16 protein-coding genes are annotated in these 16,232 nt (G+C 66.6%); 10 read left to right on the top strand and 6 right to left on the bottom strand.

The window, feature by feature from the left end:
• Entirely contained in the window at positions 1-1,557 is a 1,557-nt protein-coding gene (locus G7Y29_RS02005; protein WP_165003624.1) for a Y-family DNA polymerase, read from the top strand.
• A gap of 9 nt (positions 1,558-1,566) precedes the next feature.
• On the opposite strand, the gene G7Y29_RS02010 is transcribed toward G7Y29_RS02005, so the two are convergent.
• Positions 1,567-2,079 (bottom strand): AMIN-like domain-containing (lipo)protein, encoded by a 513-nt coding sequence (locus G7Y29_RS02010; protein WP_165003626.1) that lies wholly within the window; start codon positions 2,077-2,079, stop codon positions 1,567-1,569.
• A gap of 144 nt (positions 2,080-2,223) precedes the next feature.
• Between G7Y29_RS02010 and G7Y29_RS02015 the strand changes: the two genes are divergently transcribed.
• A complete protein-coding gene (locus tag G7Y29_RS02015; RefSeq protein WP_165003629.1) occupies positions 2,224-3,144 on the top strand; it encodes a ferredoxin family protein in 921 nt (306 codons plus the stop codon).
• On the opposite strand, the gene G7Y29_RS02020 is transcribed toward G7Y29_RS02015, so the two are convergent.
• The 4 genes from G7Y29_RS02020 to G7Y29_RS02035 are packed head-to-tail and all read right to left on the bottom strand — an operon-like array spanning position 3,131 to position 6,646.
• Positions 3,131-3,814 carry a methionine ABC transporter permease gene (locus G7Y29_RS02020; protein WP_165003631.1) on the bottom strand — a complete coding sequence of 228 codons (684 nt, stop codon included), beginning with the start codon at positions 3,812-3,814 and terminating at the stop codon, positions 3,131-3,133. The two genes, G7Y29_RS02015 and G7Y29_RS02020, sit on opposite strands and share 14 nt — an antisense overlap.
• Positions 3,811-4,839 (bottom strand): methionine ABC transporter ATP-binding protein, encoded by a 1,029-nt coding sequence (locus G7Y29_RS02025; protein ID WP_165003633.1) that lies wholly within the window; start codon positions 4,837-4,839, stop codon positions 3,811-3,813. Before G7Y29_RS02025 ends, G7Y29_RS02020 begins: the two co-directional genes overlap by 4 nt.
• Complete coding sequence (locus G7Y29_RS02030; RefSeq protein ID WP_165003636.1) at positions 4,839-5,726, bottom strand: MetQ/NlpA family ABC transporter substrate-binding protein; 888 nt, start codon at positions 5,724-5,726, stop codon at positions 4,839-4,841. The genes G7Y29_RS02025 and G7Y29_RS02030 overlap by 1 nt, the downstream gene beginning before the upstream one ends.
• 23 nt (positions 5,727-5,749) lie before the next feature.
• Entirely contained in the window at positions 5,750-6,646 is an 897-nt protein-coding gene (locus G7Y29_RS02035) for a MetQ/NlpA family ABC transporter substrate-binding protein (protein ID WP_165003638.1), read from the bottom strand.
• Between the two features lie 186 nt (positions 6,647-6,832).
• Between G7Y29_RS02035 and G7Y29_RS02040 the strand changes: the two genes are divergently transcribed.
• The 6 genes from G7Y29_RS02040 to G7Y29_RS02065 are packed head-to-tail and all read left to right on the top strand — an operon-like array spanning position 6,833 to position 14,573.
• Positions 6,833-7,588, top strand: a complete 756-nt coding sequence (locus G7Y29_RS02040) for a (Fe-S)-binding protein (protein WP_165003640.1) — start codon at positions 6,833-6,835, stop codon at positions 7,586-7,588.
• A complete protein-coding gene (locus G7Y29_RS02045) occupies positions 7,576-8,994 on the top strand; it encodes a LutB/LldF family L-lactate oxidation iron-sulfur protein (protein WP_165003642.1) in 1,419 nt (472 codons plus the stop codon). Before G7Y29_RS02040 ends, G7Y29_RS02045 begins: the two co-directional genes overlap by 13 nt.
• The gene (locus G7Y29_RS02050) at positions 8,991-9,581 is read left to right on the top strand and encodes a LutC/YkgG family protein (protein ID WP_165003644.1); all 591 of its coding nucleotides are present in this window, start codon (positions 8,991-8,993) and stop codon (positions 9,579-9,581) included. The genes G7Y29_RS02045 and G7Y29_RS02050 overlap by 4 nt, the downstream gene beginning before the upstream one ends.
• A 57-nt stretch (positions 9,582-9,638) precedes the next feature.
• Positions 9,639-12,773, top strand: coding sequence for an error-prone DNA polymerase (locus tag G7Y29_RS02055; RefSeq protein ID WP_165003646.1), 3,135 nt, complete (start codon positions 9,639-9,641; stop codon positions 12,771-12,773).
• A 5-nt stretch (positions 12,774-12,778) separates the two neighbouring features.
• The gene (locus G7Y29_RS02060) at positions 12,779-13,261 is read left to right on the top strand and encodes a PH domain-containing protein (RefSeq protein WP_249399778.1); all 483 of its coding nucleotides are present in this window, start codon (positions 12,779-12,781) and stop codon (positions 13,259-13,261) included.
• 7 nt (positions 13,262-13,268) lie between these two features.
• Positions 13,269-14,573 (top strand): PH domain-containing protein, encoded by a 1,305-nt coding sequence (locus G7Y29_RS02065; protein WP_165003649.1) that lies wholly within the window; start codon positions 13,269-13,271, stop codon positions 14,571-14,573.
• Between the two features lie 9 nt (positions 14,574-14,582).
• On the opposite strand, the gene G7Y29_RS02070 is transcribed toward G7Y29_RS02065, so the two are convergent.
• Positions 14,583-15,053, bottom strand: coding sequence for a tRNA (cytidine(34)-2'-O)-methyltransferase (locus G7Y29_RS02070; protein ID WP_165003650.1), 471 nt, complete (start codon positions 15,051-15,053; stop codon positions 14,583-14,585).
• Positions 15,054-15,078: 25 nt separating this feature from the next.
• On the opposite strand from G7Y29_RS02070, the gene G7Y29_RS02075 reads away from it, so the two are divergent.
• Both G7Y29_RS02075 and G7Y29_RS02080 read left to right on the top strand, forming a co-directional pair.
• Positions 15,079-15,930, top strand: coding sequence for a bifunctional methylenetetrahydrofolate dehydrogenase/methenyltetrahydrofolate cyclohydrolase (locus G7Y29_RS02075; protein ID WP_165003652.1), 852 nt, complete (start codon positions 15,079-15,081; stop codon positions 15,928-15,930).
• Entirely contained in the window at positions 15,908-16,231 is a 324-nt protein-coding gene (locus G7Y29_RS02080; RefSeq protein ID WP_249399779.1) for a DUF3017 domain-containing protein, read from the top strand. Before G7Y29_RS02075 ends, G7Y29_RS02080 begins: the two co-directional genes overlap by 23 nt.
• Position 16,232 lies beyond the last annotated feature (1 nt).

Here is a 16,232-nt window from a genome sequence, read left to right on the forward strand (position 1 = left end):
GTGCGCGTGGCCGCTGTCTGGTTTCCGGACTGGCCCGTGCAGGCGGCGCGCCTCGACGCGGAGGACGAGCTGTCCGAACCGATCGCGGTTGTGGCGCAGCACCGCGTGAAGGTGTGCTCGCGGGCGGCGCGCGGCCGCGGTGTGCGGCGCGGGATGAAAGTCCGCCACGCCCAGGCGCTGGTGCCGGAGCTGACGGTAGTCGACGACAATCCCGACCGCGACGGACGGATGTTTGCCGCGCTGGCGGGCAGTTTCGACGACGTCGCCTCCTCGGTGGAGGTCCTGCGCCCGGGGCTTGTGGTGGTGGATCTCGCGGCCGCGGGAAAATTCCACGGCAGCGAGGCCAGAGCGACGGAGATGCTTATCGACGCTGCTGCGCGCCGCGGTATCGACGCACTTGCAGGGGTGGCCGACGAGATTGCCACCGCGGTGATAGCCACCCGTTCGTCCGCGGTCGTCCCGCCGGGCGGTTCGGCCGAGTTTCTCGCGGCACAGCCTCTGCGAATGCTGCTTGCGGAGGTGTCCCTGGCCGCCGACCCGGAGTCGGTCAAGGCGCTCGGCCAGCTGGGGCTGTCTACGTTGGGTGATATCGCGGCGGTGCCGGCGACGGCGATGTCCACGCGCTTCGGCGAGCGCGGAACCCACATCCACCGGATCGCCCGGGCGGCCCCCGACCGGCGGGTGGCCCCGGATCTGCCGGTGGTGGACTTGGCGGTGGCCGTGACGCCGGAGGACCCGATCGAGCGGGTGGACGCGGCGGCGTTCGCGGCGCGCGCCCTGGCGGCGAGTCTGCACGAGCGGCTCAAGGCGGCCGGGAGGGTGTGCCTGCGCCTGAAGGTCACGGCCGAGCTGGGCAACGGCGAGCGAGTAGAGCGCGTGTGGCGCACGCGGGAGGCGCTGACGGAGTCGGCGACGGCGGACCGGGTGCGCTGGCAGCTCGACGGCTGGCTCACCGGCGGCGGAGCCGGTGAGATCACTTCGCTGATACTGGAGCCGCTCGAGGTGGCGGAGCCGGAAATGGTGGGTGAGCTGTGGACGGACGGCACCACTACGGATGAGGCGCGGCGCGTGGTCGAGCGGGTGCAGTCTCAACTGGGCATTGATGCGGTACTCCAACCCCGGCTCGTGGGTGGGCGCGGTGTGGCCGAGCGCGTGGAGCTCGTCCCCTACGGGGAGAGCAGGAAGGAACCCGCACCGGCGCCGTGGCCGGGGGCGATCCCGCCACCGCTGCCGGCGCGCCTCGGCGGCGGGATCGACCACCCGGCGTCGAAAGTTCAGCTGATCGACGCAGGCGCGAAACACGTCGGAGTCACCGCCGAAGTCCTCCTCACCTCTGCCCCCTACGCCCTGGGGTGGGGCAGAAAACGCTACCTGGTCACGGGTTGGGCCGGCCCCTGGCCTGTGGACGAGGGCTGGTGGGGCACGGTGTCCACCAGCGTGTACACCAGGGTGGCGCGACTGCAGGTGGTGGGCACGCGCGAGAACGGCGGCGAACCGTGCGGGTGGCTGCTGGTGTGGTCCCGGCAGCGCTGGCGGGTGGAGGCCATCTACGGCTAGGGGGCGAGCCTAGGATTTGGAGATGTCGATGACGAGGCGCGTCGGGTCGTCGAGAAGCTGAACCGAGTAGGGCAGCGCGGCGCGCAGGCCCACCACGATTTGGGTGCGCCCGTCATAGGTGCCGGCGTTGACGAGGTCCACAACGTTGGACGAACTGGTGGAGATGTCGATCGGGGTCTCCTCCGCCCCGTTGACGGTGCCGTCGATCTTCACGTTGAGGTGGGCGTTGCCCGTTATCGTGATGGGCTTGCCCGTGGTTTCCTGCATGGGGGAGGCGACGTAGTCGACGAACCAGCCGGGTGTGCCCGTGCCATCGAGCTCGATAACCAGGCGGTCGAAACCGCTGTGGCTTTCCATGGTGATCCCGCTGACAGTGAGGTGCGCCGGTGCGTCGGGGCGCTGCGTCTTGGGGGACTGGTCCATGGCGTGCTGCACCCCGCCGACCTTGGCGGTGACGGTATCCCCGGAGTAGCCGGCCGAGCACGCGGACACTGCCGCCGCGGCGACGCACGCCGCAGCCACTGCACCTATTCCCCGAAAACGTCTAGCCGACAAAGACATATCTGACACCGTAACCATTCCGGCCGGGATTCTAAAATTTATTCACCCTCTCCCCGAAAAAGGTTACAAAACTGTTGCGTAAATGAGCGGGTAAGGTGGGGAGCCATGAGTGCCAGCGGAGACGACATCTTCTGTTCGGATGTGGAAGTGGAGCCTCTGCCGGGAACAGCGAAGCAGGGCGATGTCTACGTGCTGTTTGAGTGGCCGGGCCCCTGGAGCCACGACGTGCTCGACGGCGGCACCCTCGGGGAGGAGCTCTCGGCCGAGATCAAGGCACACCTGAAGAAGTTCGGCGCATCGCTGCAGCTCATCCGCCACCCCACGCGCGAGGGACGGCGCATTGATGACCACCACCTCTACATCGTCCACACACGCATCGGCCTGACCGAGGTCAAGCACGTGGAGGGGCCGGAGGCGATCCTGCAACTCGACCTGTCAGGGCCGGGAAAGAACCATGCGATGGCGCGCCCGACCCCGCTAGTTCTCGTGTGCACGCACGGCAAACGCGACCGGTGCTGCGCCGTCAAGGGGCGTCCCCTGGTGAGCGAGCTAGAAAAGATCTACCCGTTCAACCGGGGCAGCGATGTGGTGTGGGAAACCTCGCACATCAAGGGCCACCGCTTCGCCGCCACGTTGCTGCTCATGCCGTGGGGCTACAGCTTCGGGCGGATGAACCTGGAGGCGACGGAGGCGATGATCGCCGACGCGATGCGCGGGCAGTACTTCGTGCCCGGCAACCGGGGCCGCGGCACATTCTCACCCGTTGCGCAGGCCGCGGAGGTCGGGGTGGCCGCCCACCTCGCCGCAGAGGGAACGCGCATCAGCTACGGCCAGCTCGAGGTCGTGGGCGAGGACGTCAGCGGCGAAAAAGCGCTGGTAACGCTAATCGACGCCTCCACCAGCGCGACCTTCGAAGCGACCATGCGCCGTAGCGCGGTCTCCGGTGTCCTCTCCTCCTGCGGCGAGGAACCGAAGGAGGGCGCTGTGTGGGGCGTCGATAAGCTCGAGCGAACTAGCGGCGCATGACCTTCTTGGACAGCCAGTTGCCCAGGAACTGGGCGAGCTGGACCATGACCACGATGACGATCACAGCCGCGAAGGTCACGGCGGGCTCGAACTGGCGGTAGCCGTACACGATGGCGAAGTCGCCCAGCCCGCCGCCGCCGATGTAGCCGGCCATGGCGGACATGTCGATCACGGCGATGAAGATGAAGGTGTAGCCGAGGATCAGCGGGCCGAGCGCCTCCGGCAGGATCACCGTCCGAATGATGCGCCACGGGCCGGCGCCCATTGAGCGCGCTGCCTCGATCATCCCGGGGTCGATGGAGACCAGGTTCTGCTCCACGATGCGGGCGACGGTGAAGGTTGCCGCCACGCACATGACGAAGGTCGCCGCGCCGCGCCCGATTGTCGTTCCCACCACCTGCAACGTGATGGGGTAGAGCATCGCGATCATGATGATGAAGGGAATCGGCCGGAAGAAGTTCACCAACACGTTGATGAGCCAGTAAACGGGCCTATTCTGCAGGATCGCGCCGGGGCGGGTGGTGTAGAGGAATACACCGAGGACGAGGCCGAAGAAGCCGCCCACGACCATGGTGATGGCGACCATGTACAGGGTGTCGCCGATGGCCTCGACAAACGTTGGGCCGAGGCGCTCCCAGTTGGGCTGGGCGAGGATTAGCTGGTTGCTCATCGGACGATCTCCTCAATGTCGGTGGTGCGCTTAAGCGTGGCCAGGAACTGGCTGATCGCGGCGTCGTCACCCGTCAAGCGCACGGTCATCTTGCCGAAGGAGTGGCTTTGCAGGGTGGTCACGCCGCCGTGCACCGGCTGCACATTCACCCCGGCCGCGCGGGCGGATTCCACGGCGCCGAAGAATTCTGAGTTCTCGCTGAGGTCCACGGTAAACAGACGTCCCGGCTGTGCGAGCAGGTCGCGGGCCTCGACCTCGTCGGGCGTGTTGCGCAGCGAAGTGGACACGAAGCGCTGCGCGACCTGCGTGCGCGGGTTGGAGAACACCTCGTAGACCGAGCCGTACTCGACAACCTTCCCGCCCTCCATCACGGCGACCTTGTCGGCGATGGAGCGGACGACCTCCATCTCGTGGGTGATCACCACGATGGTGATGCCCAGCTCCTCGTTGACGCGGCGCAGTACAGCGAGGACCTCGCGGGTGGTTTCCGGGTCGAGGGCGGAGGTGGCTTCGTCGGCAAGCAGGAGAGAGGGGTTGGTGGCCAGCGCGCGGGCGATGCCGACGCGCTGCTTCTGGCCGCCCGAGAGCTGCTCTGGGTAGTTCGAACCGCGATCGGACAGGCCGACGAATTCGAGCAGCTCAGCCACGCGGCGCTTGCGCTCGGCGGCCGGCATCCCGGCCAAAGTGAGCGGGTATTCGATGTTGCCCGCAGCGGTGCGCGAGTTGAACAGGTTGAACTGCTGGAAGATCATGCCGACGTTGCGGCGGATACCGCGCAGCTCGCGCTCTTTCATGCCGACGACGTTGGTGCCGTCGAGAAGCAGCTCACCACCGGTTGCGGTGTCGAGGCCGTTGATCAGGCGCACAAGCGTCGACTTGCCGGCACCCGAGTACCCGATGACGCCGAGGATCTCACCGGGCTGCACGGTCAGGGTGACGCCGTCGACGGCGGTCACTGCCCGCTTACCCGTGGTGAACACTTTGGACACGTCCCGGAACTCAACCCGGGTGCCGGTGGAAGACACTACTTGTACTCCTCCACCAGACCGTCGAGGATCTCGTTGAGCTCCTCCTTGTCACGCTTGACCTGGACGGCGGTTCCGCCGGAATCCTGGTTCAGGGCCTCGGTGACTTCGTCGGAGTGCCAGACCTCGACGAGCTTGGCGTAGGTCTCGTTGTCCAGCTGGTCGCCCTTGACCGTGAACACGTTGATGTAAGGCTCAGCCAGCTCGGAATTCGGGTCGTCGGCGGCGACGGAGGACGCCGGGTCGATGCCCGCGCGGGACAACCAGTTGTTGTTGATCACCGCGGGTCGGCCCTCGTTGTAGGCGGACGGGGTCTGCGCGGCGTCGACCGCGACGACGGAGACCTTTGAGGCGGACTCGTCGATGTCAGCCGGGGTCGGGGTGAGCTTCGGCGCACCCTCCTTGAGGGTGACCAGCCCGGCCTGGACGAGCACGTTGATGGCGCGGCCCTGGTTGGACGGGTCGTTCGGCACCGCGACTTCCTCTCCCTCAATGCCGTCGAGGGAGTCGTGGTCCTTCCAGTAGAGGCCGAGGATGTTGATCTCACCGGAGCCGATGATGCGCAGGTCCTTGCCGGCGGAGGCGTTGTACTGCGCCTGGTAGTTGATGGTCTGGAACTTGGAGATCTCGATTTGGTCCTCGTCGAGGGCCGGGTTGACCGGCGGATACTCGGTGAAGCGGACGATGTCGAGGTCGATACCCTCCTCCTCGGCCTTCTTCTCGAAGGCGGTCCAGGCCTGCTGGTCCGCGTCGGTGGTTCCGATCTTCACGGTGACCTTGCCGTCGCCTGATGCGTTGCTGGAGTTGGTCTCGCTACCGCAGGCCACCAGGCTGGTGGCGGCGATGGCGGTGGCGGCGATGGCGGCCGCGAAACGCTTGAGCTGCATGGTGTGTCCTTATGTTTCGGGTGCTACTTGGACTCGAGGTTGTCCAGAATCTCGTTGAGCTCCGCTTTATCGCGCTTGACCGGAACGGAGGTGCCCTTCGAGTCCTGGGCGACGGCCTCGGTGACCTTCGGGTCGTGCCAGATCTCGACGAGCTTGTTCAGCGTCTCGTTGTCGATGTCACCCTCGCGCGCGGCGAAGACGTTGATGTAGGGCTCGGCCTCTTCGGAGTTCGGGTCGTCCTGGAAGACGGCCAGGCTCGGCTCGATCCCGGCGCGGTCGAGCCAGGTGTTGTTGATGATGGCCGGCCGGCCCTCGTTGTAGGCGGACGGCGTCTGCGCGGCGTCGACAGGAACGACGGTGACCTTGGAGGCTGCCTTGTCAATGTCGGCCGGGGTGGGGGCCAGCGAGTCCTCCACGCCGTCCTTCAGCGTGACCAGGCCCGCCTGGACGAGCACGTTGATGGCGCGGCCCTGGTTCGACGGGTCGTTGGGGACAGCCACCTCTTCGCCCTCGATGCCGTTGAGGGAGTCGTGGTCCTTCCAGAACAGAGCCAGCGGCACAATCTCGGTTGAACCGACGATGCGCAGGTCGTTGCCGGAGTTCTTGTTGTACTCGGCGAGGTACTTGATGTGCTGGAATTTGTTCACGTCCAGCTCACCCTGGGCGAGAGCCTCGTTGACGGGCGCGTAGTCGGAGAACTGCACGATGTCTAGGGTGATGCCCTGCTCGGCGGCGAGGTCGCCGAAGACGGACCACGCCTGCTGGTCTGCGTCGGTCGTGCCGATCTTGATGACGGTTTCACCGTTTTCTCCCGTGGTGCCCGGGGCGGCGGTGTCGGCGGAATCGTTGCCGCAGGCAACCAGGCTGGTGGCAGCGATGCCGGCGGCGGCGATGGTGGCGAGCACGCGGTTGAGGCGCATGAGGTCTCCTTGTGCGTTGAGGGAATGTATGTCGAGGGTTGAATCTATCACCCGCCATACCGCTTAGTCTATTTTTTGGTGCAGGAGCTTACTGAGCGGTCTGTTTTCGGGCCCGTCGCGTCATTGCCTCCGAAGTTCTATACTGGCCTCCATTCGAAGCTCTCCTTTCCTCCACATGGAGACCACATGAAAATAGCGCTTTTCGCCACATGCATCGTGGATGCGATGTTTCCCCGCGTGGCCATCGCAACCACCAAAATTCTCGAACGCCTCGGCCACGAGGTCGTTTTCCCCCAAAACCAGGTGTGCTGCGGGCAGATGCACATCAACAGCGGTTACTTGGCCGACGCCCTCCCCGTGGTGCGCAACCATGTCACTGCGTTCGAGGGTTCCGACTACATCGTCGCACCCTCCGGCTCGTGTGTCGCTTCGGTAAAGCACCAGCAGCCACTCGTCGCCCGCAAGGGCGGCGACAGCGGTTTGGAGGAGGCAGCCAACCACGTGGGGGACCGTACCTACGAGCTGTCGCAGTTCTTGGTTGACGTCCTCGGCGTCAGCGACGCCGCCGAGCTCGGTTCCTACTTCCCCCACCGCGTCACATACCATCCCTCCTGCCACGGAAAACGCATGCTCCGCCTGGGGGAGCGCCCCATCAACCTGGTCCGCACCGTCGAAGGCATCGACTTGCGCAAGCTTCCCGACGCCGACGAGTGCTGCGGTTTCGGGGGGACGTTCTCCTTCAAGAATCCCGCTGTTTCAGGGGCCATGGCGGCCGCGAAAATCGAGAACATTGAAGAATCCGGAGCCGATATCTGCACCGCCGGGGACGCCTCCTGCCTGCTGCATATTGACGGAGCGATGATGAAGCGGGGCGTCGATAAGCGCACCTTGCATTTTGCCGAGATTCTCGCATCAACGAAGGAGCAGCCATGGTCAATCTAGGGATCCCCTCCTACGGCGAGGGAAACATCAACCTGGAACAGCCGTTTCCGCTCTCAGCGAGAGAACAGATGCGCAACACCCAGATGCGCGAGAATATCGGGCGCGCGACGCGCTCGATTCGCCGCAAGCGTGCGAACGTCGTTGAGGAGCTGCCGGACTGGGAGGAGCTGCGCTCAACGGGCTCCGCGGTGAAAGAGCGTGTCATGGCGCACCTGCCGGAGCTGCTGGAGCAGTTCGAGCGGGAGTTCACCAAGCGCGGGGGTGTCGTGCACTGGGCGCGCGATGCCGCCGAAGCCAACTCGATCGTCGAAGGCCTGGTCCGGGGAACAGGCGAGTCAGAAGTGCTCAAGGTCAAGTCAATGGCCACCCAGGAGATCGGGCTCAACGAGCACCTGGAGTCGGTGGGCATCAGCGCGATCGAGACCGACTTGGCGGAGCTGATTGTGCAGCTCGGCAACGACAAGCCCTCACACATTCTCGTCCCCGCAATCCACCGCAACCGCAGGGAGGTGCGGGACATCTTCGCGGGCCACATGCCGGGCCCGCTCACGGATGAGCCGAATGTTCTTGCAAACGCCGCGCGCGACTACCTGCGCGAGAAGTTCCTCTCCGCGAAGGTCGCGATTTCGGGGGCCAACTTCGGCGTGGCGGAGACCGGCACGCTCGCGGTGGTCGAGTCCGAGGGCAATGGCCGGATGTGTCTGACCATGCCGGAGACGCTGATCACTGTGATGGGGATTGAGAAGCTTGTACCCTCCTTCGACGACCTCGAGGCCTTCTTCCAGCTGCTCCCGCGTTCGTCTACCGGCGAGCGAATGAACCCGTACACATCCCTGTGGTCTGGCGTACACGAGGGAGACGGCCCGCAGAACGTGCACCTCGTGCTGCTGGACAATGGCCGCTCGGCGGTTCTGTCGGACCCGGAGGGCCGCTCCGCGCTGCACTGCATCCGTTGCTCGGCGTGTTTGAACGTCTGCCCGGTGTTCGAGCACACCGGTGGCCACGCCTACGGTTCCGTCTACCCGGGGCCGATCGGTGCTATCCTGTCGCCGCAGCTCACGGGCATTGAATCCGAGGCGAACTCCACCCTGCCCTTCGCCTCTACGCTGTGCGGCGCGTGCTACGACGTGTGCCCCGTCAAGATCAACATCCCCGAGATCCTCGTGCACCTGCGTGCGGAGTCCGTCGAAAAGGTGGAGAAACCGGGCCAGATGTCGGTGGCAATGGACGCGACGTCGCGGATTATGCGCTCCGGACGGGTGATGGCGCTGCTGGAGCGGGCCCTGCCCCTTGCGCGCTTCCGCATTAAGTGGCTCCCGGGTTTGTTCGGCGGATGGACGCAGGAGCGCATCATCCCCGCCCCGCCGAAGCAGTCGTTCCGCCACTGGTTTAAGGAGAACCGATGAGTGCCAAGTCCGACATCCTCGCCCGCCTGCGCGCTTCGCTGGCGGATGCGCCAGCGGCCCCCGAGGCCCCGCGTGAGTACCGCCGCGAGTCCACCCTCAACGCCGACCAGACCCGCGAGATGCTTGTCGACCGCCTCGAGGATTACAAGGCATCAGTGCATTCCGCCGCGGTCCCCGACGATCTTCCTGCCGTGCTCGGGGAGCTGATTTCCGGCGCCGTCGTTCTGCCGGATGGGTTTGAGCGCGCGTGGTTGCCCGCCATTGATGAGGTGGAGGACCCGCTGGAGGCGGCGTGTGTGATCACATCGTCCACGGTGTCTTGCGCGGAGACCGGCACCATCATCCTGACGGGCCGCCCCGAGGAGGGTCACCGCAAACTCTCGCTGATTCCGGACCACCACATCTGCATCGTGCTGGCGGACACGATTGTGGAGCTTTTCCCCGAATCGTGGGGCCGAGTGCACGACACCGGGCTCGAAGGGCCGATCACGATGATCTCCGGCCCCTCGGCCACCTCCGACATTGAGCTGGAGCGCGTCGAGGGCGTTCACGGGCCGAGGCGTCTCGACGTTGTGATCCTGGGGTAGCTCGCCACCGCGTGAAACAAGTAGCACACGTTTTCGAACTGTGCTACATTCCCACCCATGAGGTTCCATGGTGGCAAGGCCCTGTCGTGGTCGCGGCTGGAGCGCATCCTCTCCGGCCGCCCCGGGCCTGTCCCCGTGCCCGTCAACCACACCCGCCCGCTTGTCGACGCCCCTTCGAACCGCTCCGCTGAGAACCAGCATGCCCCCTTCGCCGAGCTACACGCGGTGTCCTCCTACAGTTTCCTCGGCGGGGCGAGCGAGCCGGAGGAGATGGTGCGCCGCGCTAAGGATCTCGGCATCACCGCGCTCGCCCTGCTGGACAGGGATGGTTTCTACGGCGCGGTGAAGTTCGCGGAGGCTGCGGCGGAGGCGGGGATCGACACCGTCTTCGGTGCCGAGCTGACCCTCGGCGACCGGGTCCTGCCCGTGCTCGCGCGCGGGCCCGAAGGCTACCGCCGCCTGTCCCACCTGATCGCGGCGGCGCACATGATCACACGGGAGAAGGACGCGGTGTCGTACCCGCCGCTGGAGCTCATCGCCCACGAGCTGGGCGGCACATGCATCGTGCTGGCGGGCTCGGCTTGGGCGGCAGAGATCGATCACCTGGTCGAATTGTTTGGCACTGACGGTGTGGTGCGCGAGTACGAGGTGTCGATGACGCCCGAGGACGCCGACCGCCACCGGGCCCTGGATACATTTCCCCACGTGCCCGCGATCGTCACCGCCGCCCCGGCCGCGGCGACGCGCGATGGGGCGCGGCTGGCGGCGGCGAAGCGGGCGTTGGCCCGACGCGATGCCCTGAGCAGTGCGCATGCGCACCTGCACCCCATGGGGGCGAACTGGCTGCGCTCGGCAGAACAGATCACGCAGATGCTCCCGGGCGCGGGGGACAAGATTGACGTGGGGCTGGGCGTCGCTAAGCAATGCGCGTTCACCCTCAACCACGTCGCCCCCGAGCTGCCGCGCTACCCCACGCCTGACGGCCACGACGAGATGAGCTGGCTGCGCGAGATCACGCTGGCGGGGGCGCAGATGCGCTACGCCACCCGGCCAGAGGACATCCGGGGAAAAGCGATGGCGCAGATCGACTACGAGCTGGCCGTCATCGCGGAGCTGAACTTCCCCGGGTACTTCCTCATCGTCCACGACCTGGTGGATTTCGCCCGCCGCTCGAACATCCTGTGCCAGGGCAGGGGGTCGGCGGCGAACTCGGCGGTATGCTTCGCGCTCGGCATTACCAACGCGGAGCCGATTTCCGCCGGCCTGCTCTTCGAGCGCTTCCTCTCACCGGACCGCGACGGCCCGCCCGACATCGACATCGACATCGAGTCAGGGCGGCGCGAGGAGGTGATCCAGTACGCCTACGAGCGCTACGGGCGCGACAACGCCGCGCAGGTGGCCAACGTGATCACCTACCGCACGAAGGGCGCGATCCGTGACGCCGCGCGCGCCCTCGGGTACGCCCAGGGTGCCGCGGACTCGTGGTCGAAGGGGATCGCGGATCCACCGGAGGGTGTGGAGACGCTCGCCGCGCAGCTCAAGGGCCAGCCGCGCCACCTGGGCATCCACTCCGGTGGCATGGTGATCTGCGACCGGCCGATCGCGGACGTCGTGCCGGTGGAGTGGGCGCGGATGGAGAACCGTTCGGTGGTGCAGTGGGACAAGGACGATTGCGCCTCGGCAGGCCTGGTCAAGTTCGACCTGCTGGGCCTCGGCATGCTCGAGGCGCTGCACCACATGACGGACCTGGTGCGCGACACCACGGGCCGCGAGGTGAACCTGTGGGAGCTGGACCTGGCGGACGGGGAGGTCTACGACATGCTGTGCCGCGCGGATGCCGTCGGCGTGTTCCAGGTGGAGTCGCGCGCGCAGCTGTCCACCCTGCCGCGGCTCAAACCGCGGTGCTTCTTCGATTTGGTCGTCGAGGTCGCGCTGATCCGCCCGGGGCCGATCCAGGGCGGCTCCGTGCACCCCTACCTGCGCCGCCGCGACGGCAAGGAGGCGGTGGTGTATGACCACCCGGTACTGGAAAAGTCGCTGGGCAAGACGCTGGGCGTACCGCTGTTCCAGGAGCAGCTCATGCAGGTTGCCGTCGACGCCGCGGGGTTTTCCGGCCGGGAGGCGGACGCGCTGCGTCGCGCGATGGGATCGAAGCGCTCGCCGGAGAAGATGGCTGCGCTGAAAACACGCTTCTTCAGCGGCTGCTGGGAGACGAACCGCATCGACGCCGCCACGGCGGAGAAACTGTGGTCCAAGATTGTCGCGTTTGCGGCCTACGGCTTTCCGGAGTCGCACTCGCAGTCCTTCGCCTCCCTGGTGTTCTTCTCCGCGTGGTTCAAGCGCTACTACCCGGCGCAGTTTTGCGTCGGTCTGCTGCGCGCCCAGCCGATGGGCTTCTACTCGCCGCAGTCGCTGATTCAGGACGCGCGCCGCCACGGCATTGCGATCGAACCGGTCAGCGTGAACATGTCGGGGCGTGAAGCGATCTGCGTGGACAACTCCACAATCCGCGTGGGCTTGAACCTGATCAAAGGCTTAGGGGCGGACGCGGCGGACCGGATCGAGGCGGCACAGCCGTTTAGCGGCATCCCAGATTTGGCGCGGCGGGCAGACCTGACTGTGGAGCACGTCGAAGCCCTTGCCCGGGCGGGCGCGCTGGATTGCTTCGGCGTGGACCGCAGGCAGGCGCTGTGGCAGGCGGGTATCGCCGCCACGGAGCGCGAGGGCATGCTGCCGGGGTTGTCGGCGATTACGGCGCCGACGCTGCCCGGCATGAACGCGTTCGAGCTCATGGCCGCCGACATCGGCTCCACCGGGGTCACACATGACAAGCAGCCGATGGAGCTGCTCAGGCACGGCCTGCTTAGCGACGGCGTCGTCAGCGCCGCCGATCTCCGCCACGTCGCCGACGGCACACGGGTGCGCGTGGCGGGCGTGGTCACGCACCGGCAGCGGCCGCAGACTGCCTCGGGCGTGACGTTTTTCGGCATGGAGGACGAGACGGGGCTGATCAACGTCGTCGTCTCGCCGGGGTTGTGGAAGCGCCAGCTCGTCCTGGCGCGCACGGCGAAGTCGCTCATCGTGCGCGGCATCGTGCAAAACGCCACCGGGGCCGTGAACGTAGTGGCGGACCGGTTCGAGCCCCTCGAGCTCGGCGAGTACCTGACCCGCGGGTCGCGGGACTTCCACTAGTTAGGATGGCGGTTATGGAGTCGGGCATGGAAGACGGGTTGAACAGGGTATCGATGAAGCTGATTATCCCCAACTACGTCTCCACGCTCCTCTGGGCGGCCGTCCTGATTGGCGCACAGTACTGGGCGTATGTGAGTTGGGGCACGTGGTGGCTTATCCCGCTCGGCATCACCGCCGCGTTCTATCTATGGCAGCTCGTCCTCATCCCGCTGCGGGTGAGCGCGCTGGGCTGGAAGGAAACGGACGACGAGCTGGTGTTGGCCAAGGGCAGGATGTGGCGCACCGTCACCGTCATTCCGTACGGGCGCATCCAGTTCGTCGACGTCACCTCGGGGCCGATCGGGCGGGCCCTGGGGTTGAAGAACCTGGCGGTGAATACGGCGTCGACAAGCTCGATGTCCAAGCTGCCCGGAATCGAGGCCGCCGAGGCGGACGCGTTGCGCGACCGGTTGGCGGAAAAGGCCCGCGAGCGCATGAGCGGGTTGTGACGGAGCTGTGACGGGAAGAAAGGTTCACCGGCTCACGCCGATCCTGCGCGTGTGGGCGACGCTTCTGGCGCTCGCGACGATCGCGCTGTTCAACTTCGCCGCGCCCCTTTACACATGGGCGCGCGAGGGCGGTTTCGGCACGGACAACCTGGCGTGGATCGCCGGCGGGATTATCGCCGCGCTCGCGACGGTAGTCGGAATCTCCCAGTTCTGGTGGTCAAGGATGGGTTTCACGCTCGGACCGGAGGAGATCGGCCTGCACCGCGGGGTGGTGACCACCCAGGTGCGTACCGCGCGCTACGACCGCATCCAGGCCGTCGACGTCGTCGAGCCGCTCGCCGCGCGCCTGTTCGGGCTCGCGTCAGTGCGCGTTGAGGCGGCCGGGGGAGCGAACTCCGCCATCGAGATCGGTTACCTCTCGCGCGCCGAAGCTGAGCAGGTGCGCGCCGAGATCCTGCGCGCGGTGGGCTCGTTAGCCGACCCGGAAGTGGAAGATTACCTCGTCGCGCCCATCCCGATCCGCCGGTCGTTGATGGGGGCCGCCCTCCGCTTGACGACGGTCGGTGCCGCCGCGTGGACCGCCATCCCCCTCGTCACCGACTTGACCCTGGCGGCGGCGGTGCCCGTGCTCGTTGGAGTGCTGCCGTCGATATGGCGGATGATCGACCAGTCGTGGCGTTTCAACTCCACGCTCGGTGACGGCGTCGTCCACCTCACCTACGGCCTGGCCAACCGGCGCCGGCAGGCGGTACCGCTCGACCGTATCCACGCTGTGCAGTTGTCGCAGCCCATGCTGTGGCGCCCCCGGGGGTGGTGGGAAGTCAAGGTCACCGTGGCGGGGTATGCCACCACCGGCAACGGCGCCGGCACCCTGCGGTTGCTGCCCGTGGGGTCGCTGGACCAGGCGCTCGACGTCGTCGCGGAACTGTGCCCCGCTGTGCCTGTTTCGATGGGGAACATCCGCTCGCCACGCCGGGCGCGCTGGGTCTCACCAGTGGACTGGAAGCGCCAGTCGGCGGCGCTCGTTGACGGGATTGCGGTGGTTACTTCCGGCGCGGTGTCGCGGCGGTACACGTTCGTCGAGGTGCCGCACATCCAGGAGGTCACCTACACACAAGGCCCGTTGCAGCGCCGCCTCGGTCTAGCGCACGTGCGGCTCGACCTCGTGCCGGGGCCGGTCAGGGCTACGGTGCGCGATTTGGACGAGCAGCAAGCCAGGGGGCTCGTCGATACGCTTCGTGCCCGGGATTTACCGCCGCTGCCGGCGGGTGACCGCCTGGGGGAACGCGACCCCGAAAACCTTTCACCGTGACATCTCACCTCACACGCCCCCGGTAAACCCCAGCTGCCGCCACGCCTCGTAGCACGCCACGGCCGCAGAATTGGACAAGTTCATTGAACGCCGCCCCGGCAGCATCGGGATGCGCACCCGTTCGGTCACCAGCGGGTGGAACGCGTGCGCCTCGGGCAGCCCAGTCGGCTCGGTACCGAACAGCAGCGCGTCTCCGGGCTGGTAGGACACCTCGTGAAAGTGCGCGGTGGCCTGCGTGGTGAAGGCGAAGGTGCGCGTGATTCCGGGCGTCGACAAGCATGCGTCCAGGTCGGGGTGGATGTGCACGTCTGCCAGGTCGTGGTAGTCCAGGCCCGCGCGGCGCAGGTGCTTCTCGTCGAGGGTAAAACCGAGCGGCTCGACCAGGTGCAGCGTCGCACCCGTGCCCGCGCACATGCGGATCGCGTTGCCCGTATTCGGCGGGATGACCGGGTTATCGAAGATGACATGCAAGTGCGACACGATGCAGAAGTCTAGGATAGGGGCCGTGACTGCGATCAAATTGGACGGAAAGCTCTACCGCGACGAGATCTTCGCGGACCTGGAAAAGCGCGTCGCGGCGCTGAAGGAGAAGGGGATCACCCCGGGCCTGGCGACGGTGCTGGTGGGCGAGGACCCCGCGAGCCAGAACTACGTGCGCATGAAGCACAAGGACTGCGAGCAGCTGGGCATCGCCTCCATCATGAAGGAGCTGCCGGGTAATGCAACGCAGGAAGAGCTGGACGCGCTTATCGACGACCTGAACAACGACCCGGCCGTCACCGGCTACATCGTCCAGCTCCCGCTGCCGAAGCACCTCGATGAGAACCGGGTGCTCGAACTGATCGACCCGGACAAGGACGCCGACGGCCTGCACCCCGTCAACCTGGGTAAACTTGTTCTGGGCGAGCCCGCGCCGCTGCCGTGCACCCCGAACGGCTCCATCAAGCTCCTTGAGCGCTTCGGTGTGGACTTGAACGGCGCCATCGTCTGCGTCATCGGCCGCGGCGTGACGGTGGGCCGCCCGATCTCGTTGATGCTGACCACCAAGGCCGCCAACGCCACCACCGTGCTGTGCCACACCGGCACCAAGGACCTGGCCGCAGAGACGCGCCGGGCAGACGTCATCATCGCCGCCGCCGGCAAACCGCACATGATCACCGCAGACATGGTCAAGGAGGGTGCGGCAGTGCTCGACGTCGGCGTCTCGCGCGTCGACGGCAAGACGGTCGGCGATGTCCACCCCGACGTATGGGAGAAGGCCGGCTGGGTCTCCCCGAACCCGGGCGGTGTGGGCCCGATGACGCGCACCTTCCTGGTGCGCAACATTGTGGAGCGTGCCGAGAAGCTTGCTGGATAACCCCCACGACCTCGGCAACGCCCCGTCGAAGCTGCCCCTGCGCGTGCAGCAGGCGATGGCGGCGCTGTTCGTCGTAGGCTTCGTCGCCTCCGGGCTGTGTGCGGCCACGGAGCACTGGCGCCGCGCCACCTTCACGCTCGGCGCGGGCATGCTCTGGCTCGCTCTCATGCGCCTGACCTGCGACTCGCAGGTGATCGGGCTCGTCGCCGTGCGCTCAAAGCGTTTCGACGCCGCATTCACCACCGCCCTGGGCGCCGCTATGATGTGGCTGGCCTGGTCGGTGGATGCGCTGGGGAGCTAGG

It is taken from the genome of Corynebacterium qintianiae (genome assembly GCF_011038645.2).
Taxonomy (GTDB): domain Bacteria; phylum Actinomycetota; class Actinomycetes; order Mycobacteriales; family Mycobacteriaceae; genus Corynebacterium; species Corynebacterium qintianiae.

Coding starts and splice junctions, on each gene's coding strand:
- G7Y29_RS02015 (WP_165003629.1), top strand. CDS start 2,224: ATGAGTGCCAGCGGAGACGACATCTTCTGTTCGGATGTGGAAGTGGAG.
- G7Y29_RS02020 (WP_165003631.1), bottom strand. CDS start 3,814: ATGAGCAACCAGCTAATCCTCGCCCAGCCCAACTGGGAGCGCCTCGGC.
- G7Y29_RS02030 (WP_165003636.1), bottom strand. CDS start 5,726: ATGCAGCTCAAGCGTTTCGCGGCCGCCATCGCCGCCACCGCCATCGCC.
- G7Y29_RS02035 (WP_165003638.1), bottom strand. CDS start 6,646: ATGCGCCTCAACCGCGTGCTCGCCACCATCGCCGCCGCCGGCATCGCT.
- G7Y29_RS02040 (WP_165003640.1), top strand. CDS start 6,833: ATGAAAATAGCGCTTTTCGCCACATGCATCGTGGATGCGATGTTTCCC.
- G7Y29_RS02045 (WP_165003642.1), top strand. CDS start 7,576: ATGGTCAATCTAGGGATCCCCTCCTACGGCGAGGGAAACATCAACCTG.
- G7Y29_RS02050 (WP_165003644.1), top strand. CDS start 8,991: ATGAGTGCCAAGTCCGACATCCTCGCCCGCCTGCGCGCTTCGCTGGCG.
- G7Y29_RS02055 (WP_165003646.1), top strand. CDS start 9,639: ATGAGGTTCCATGGTGGCAAGGCCCTGTCGTGGTCGCGGCTGGAGCGC.
- G7Y29_RS02060 (WP_249399778.1), top strand. CDS start 12,779: ATGGCGGTTATGGAGTCGGGCATGGAAGACGGGTTGAACAGGGTATCG.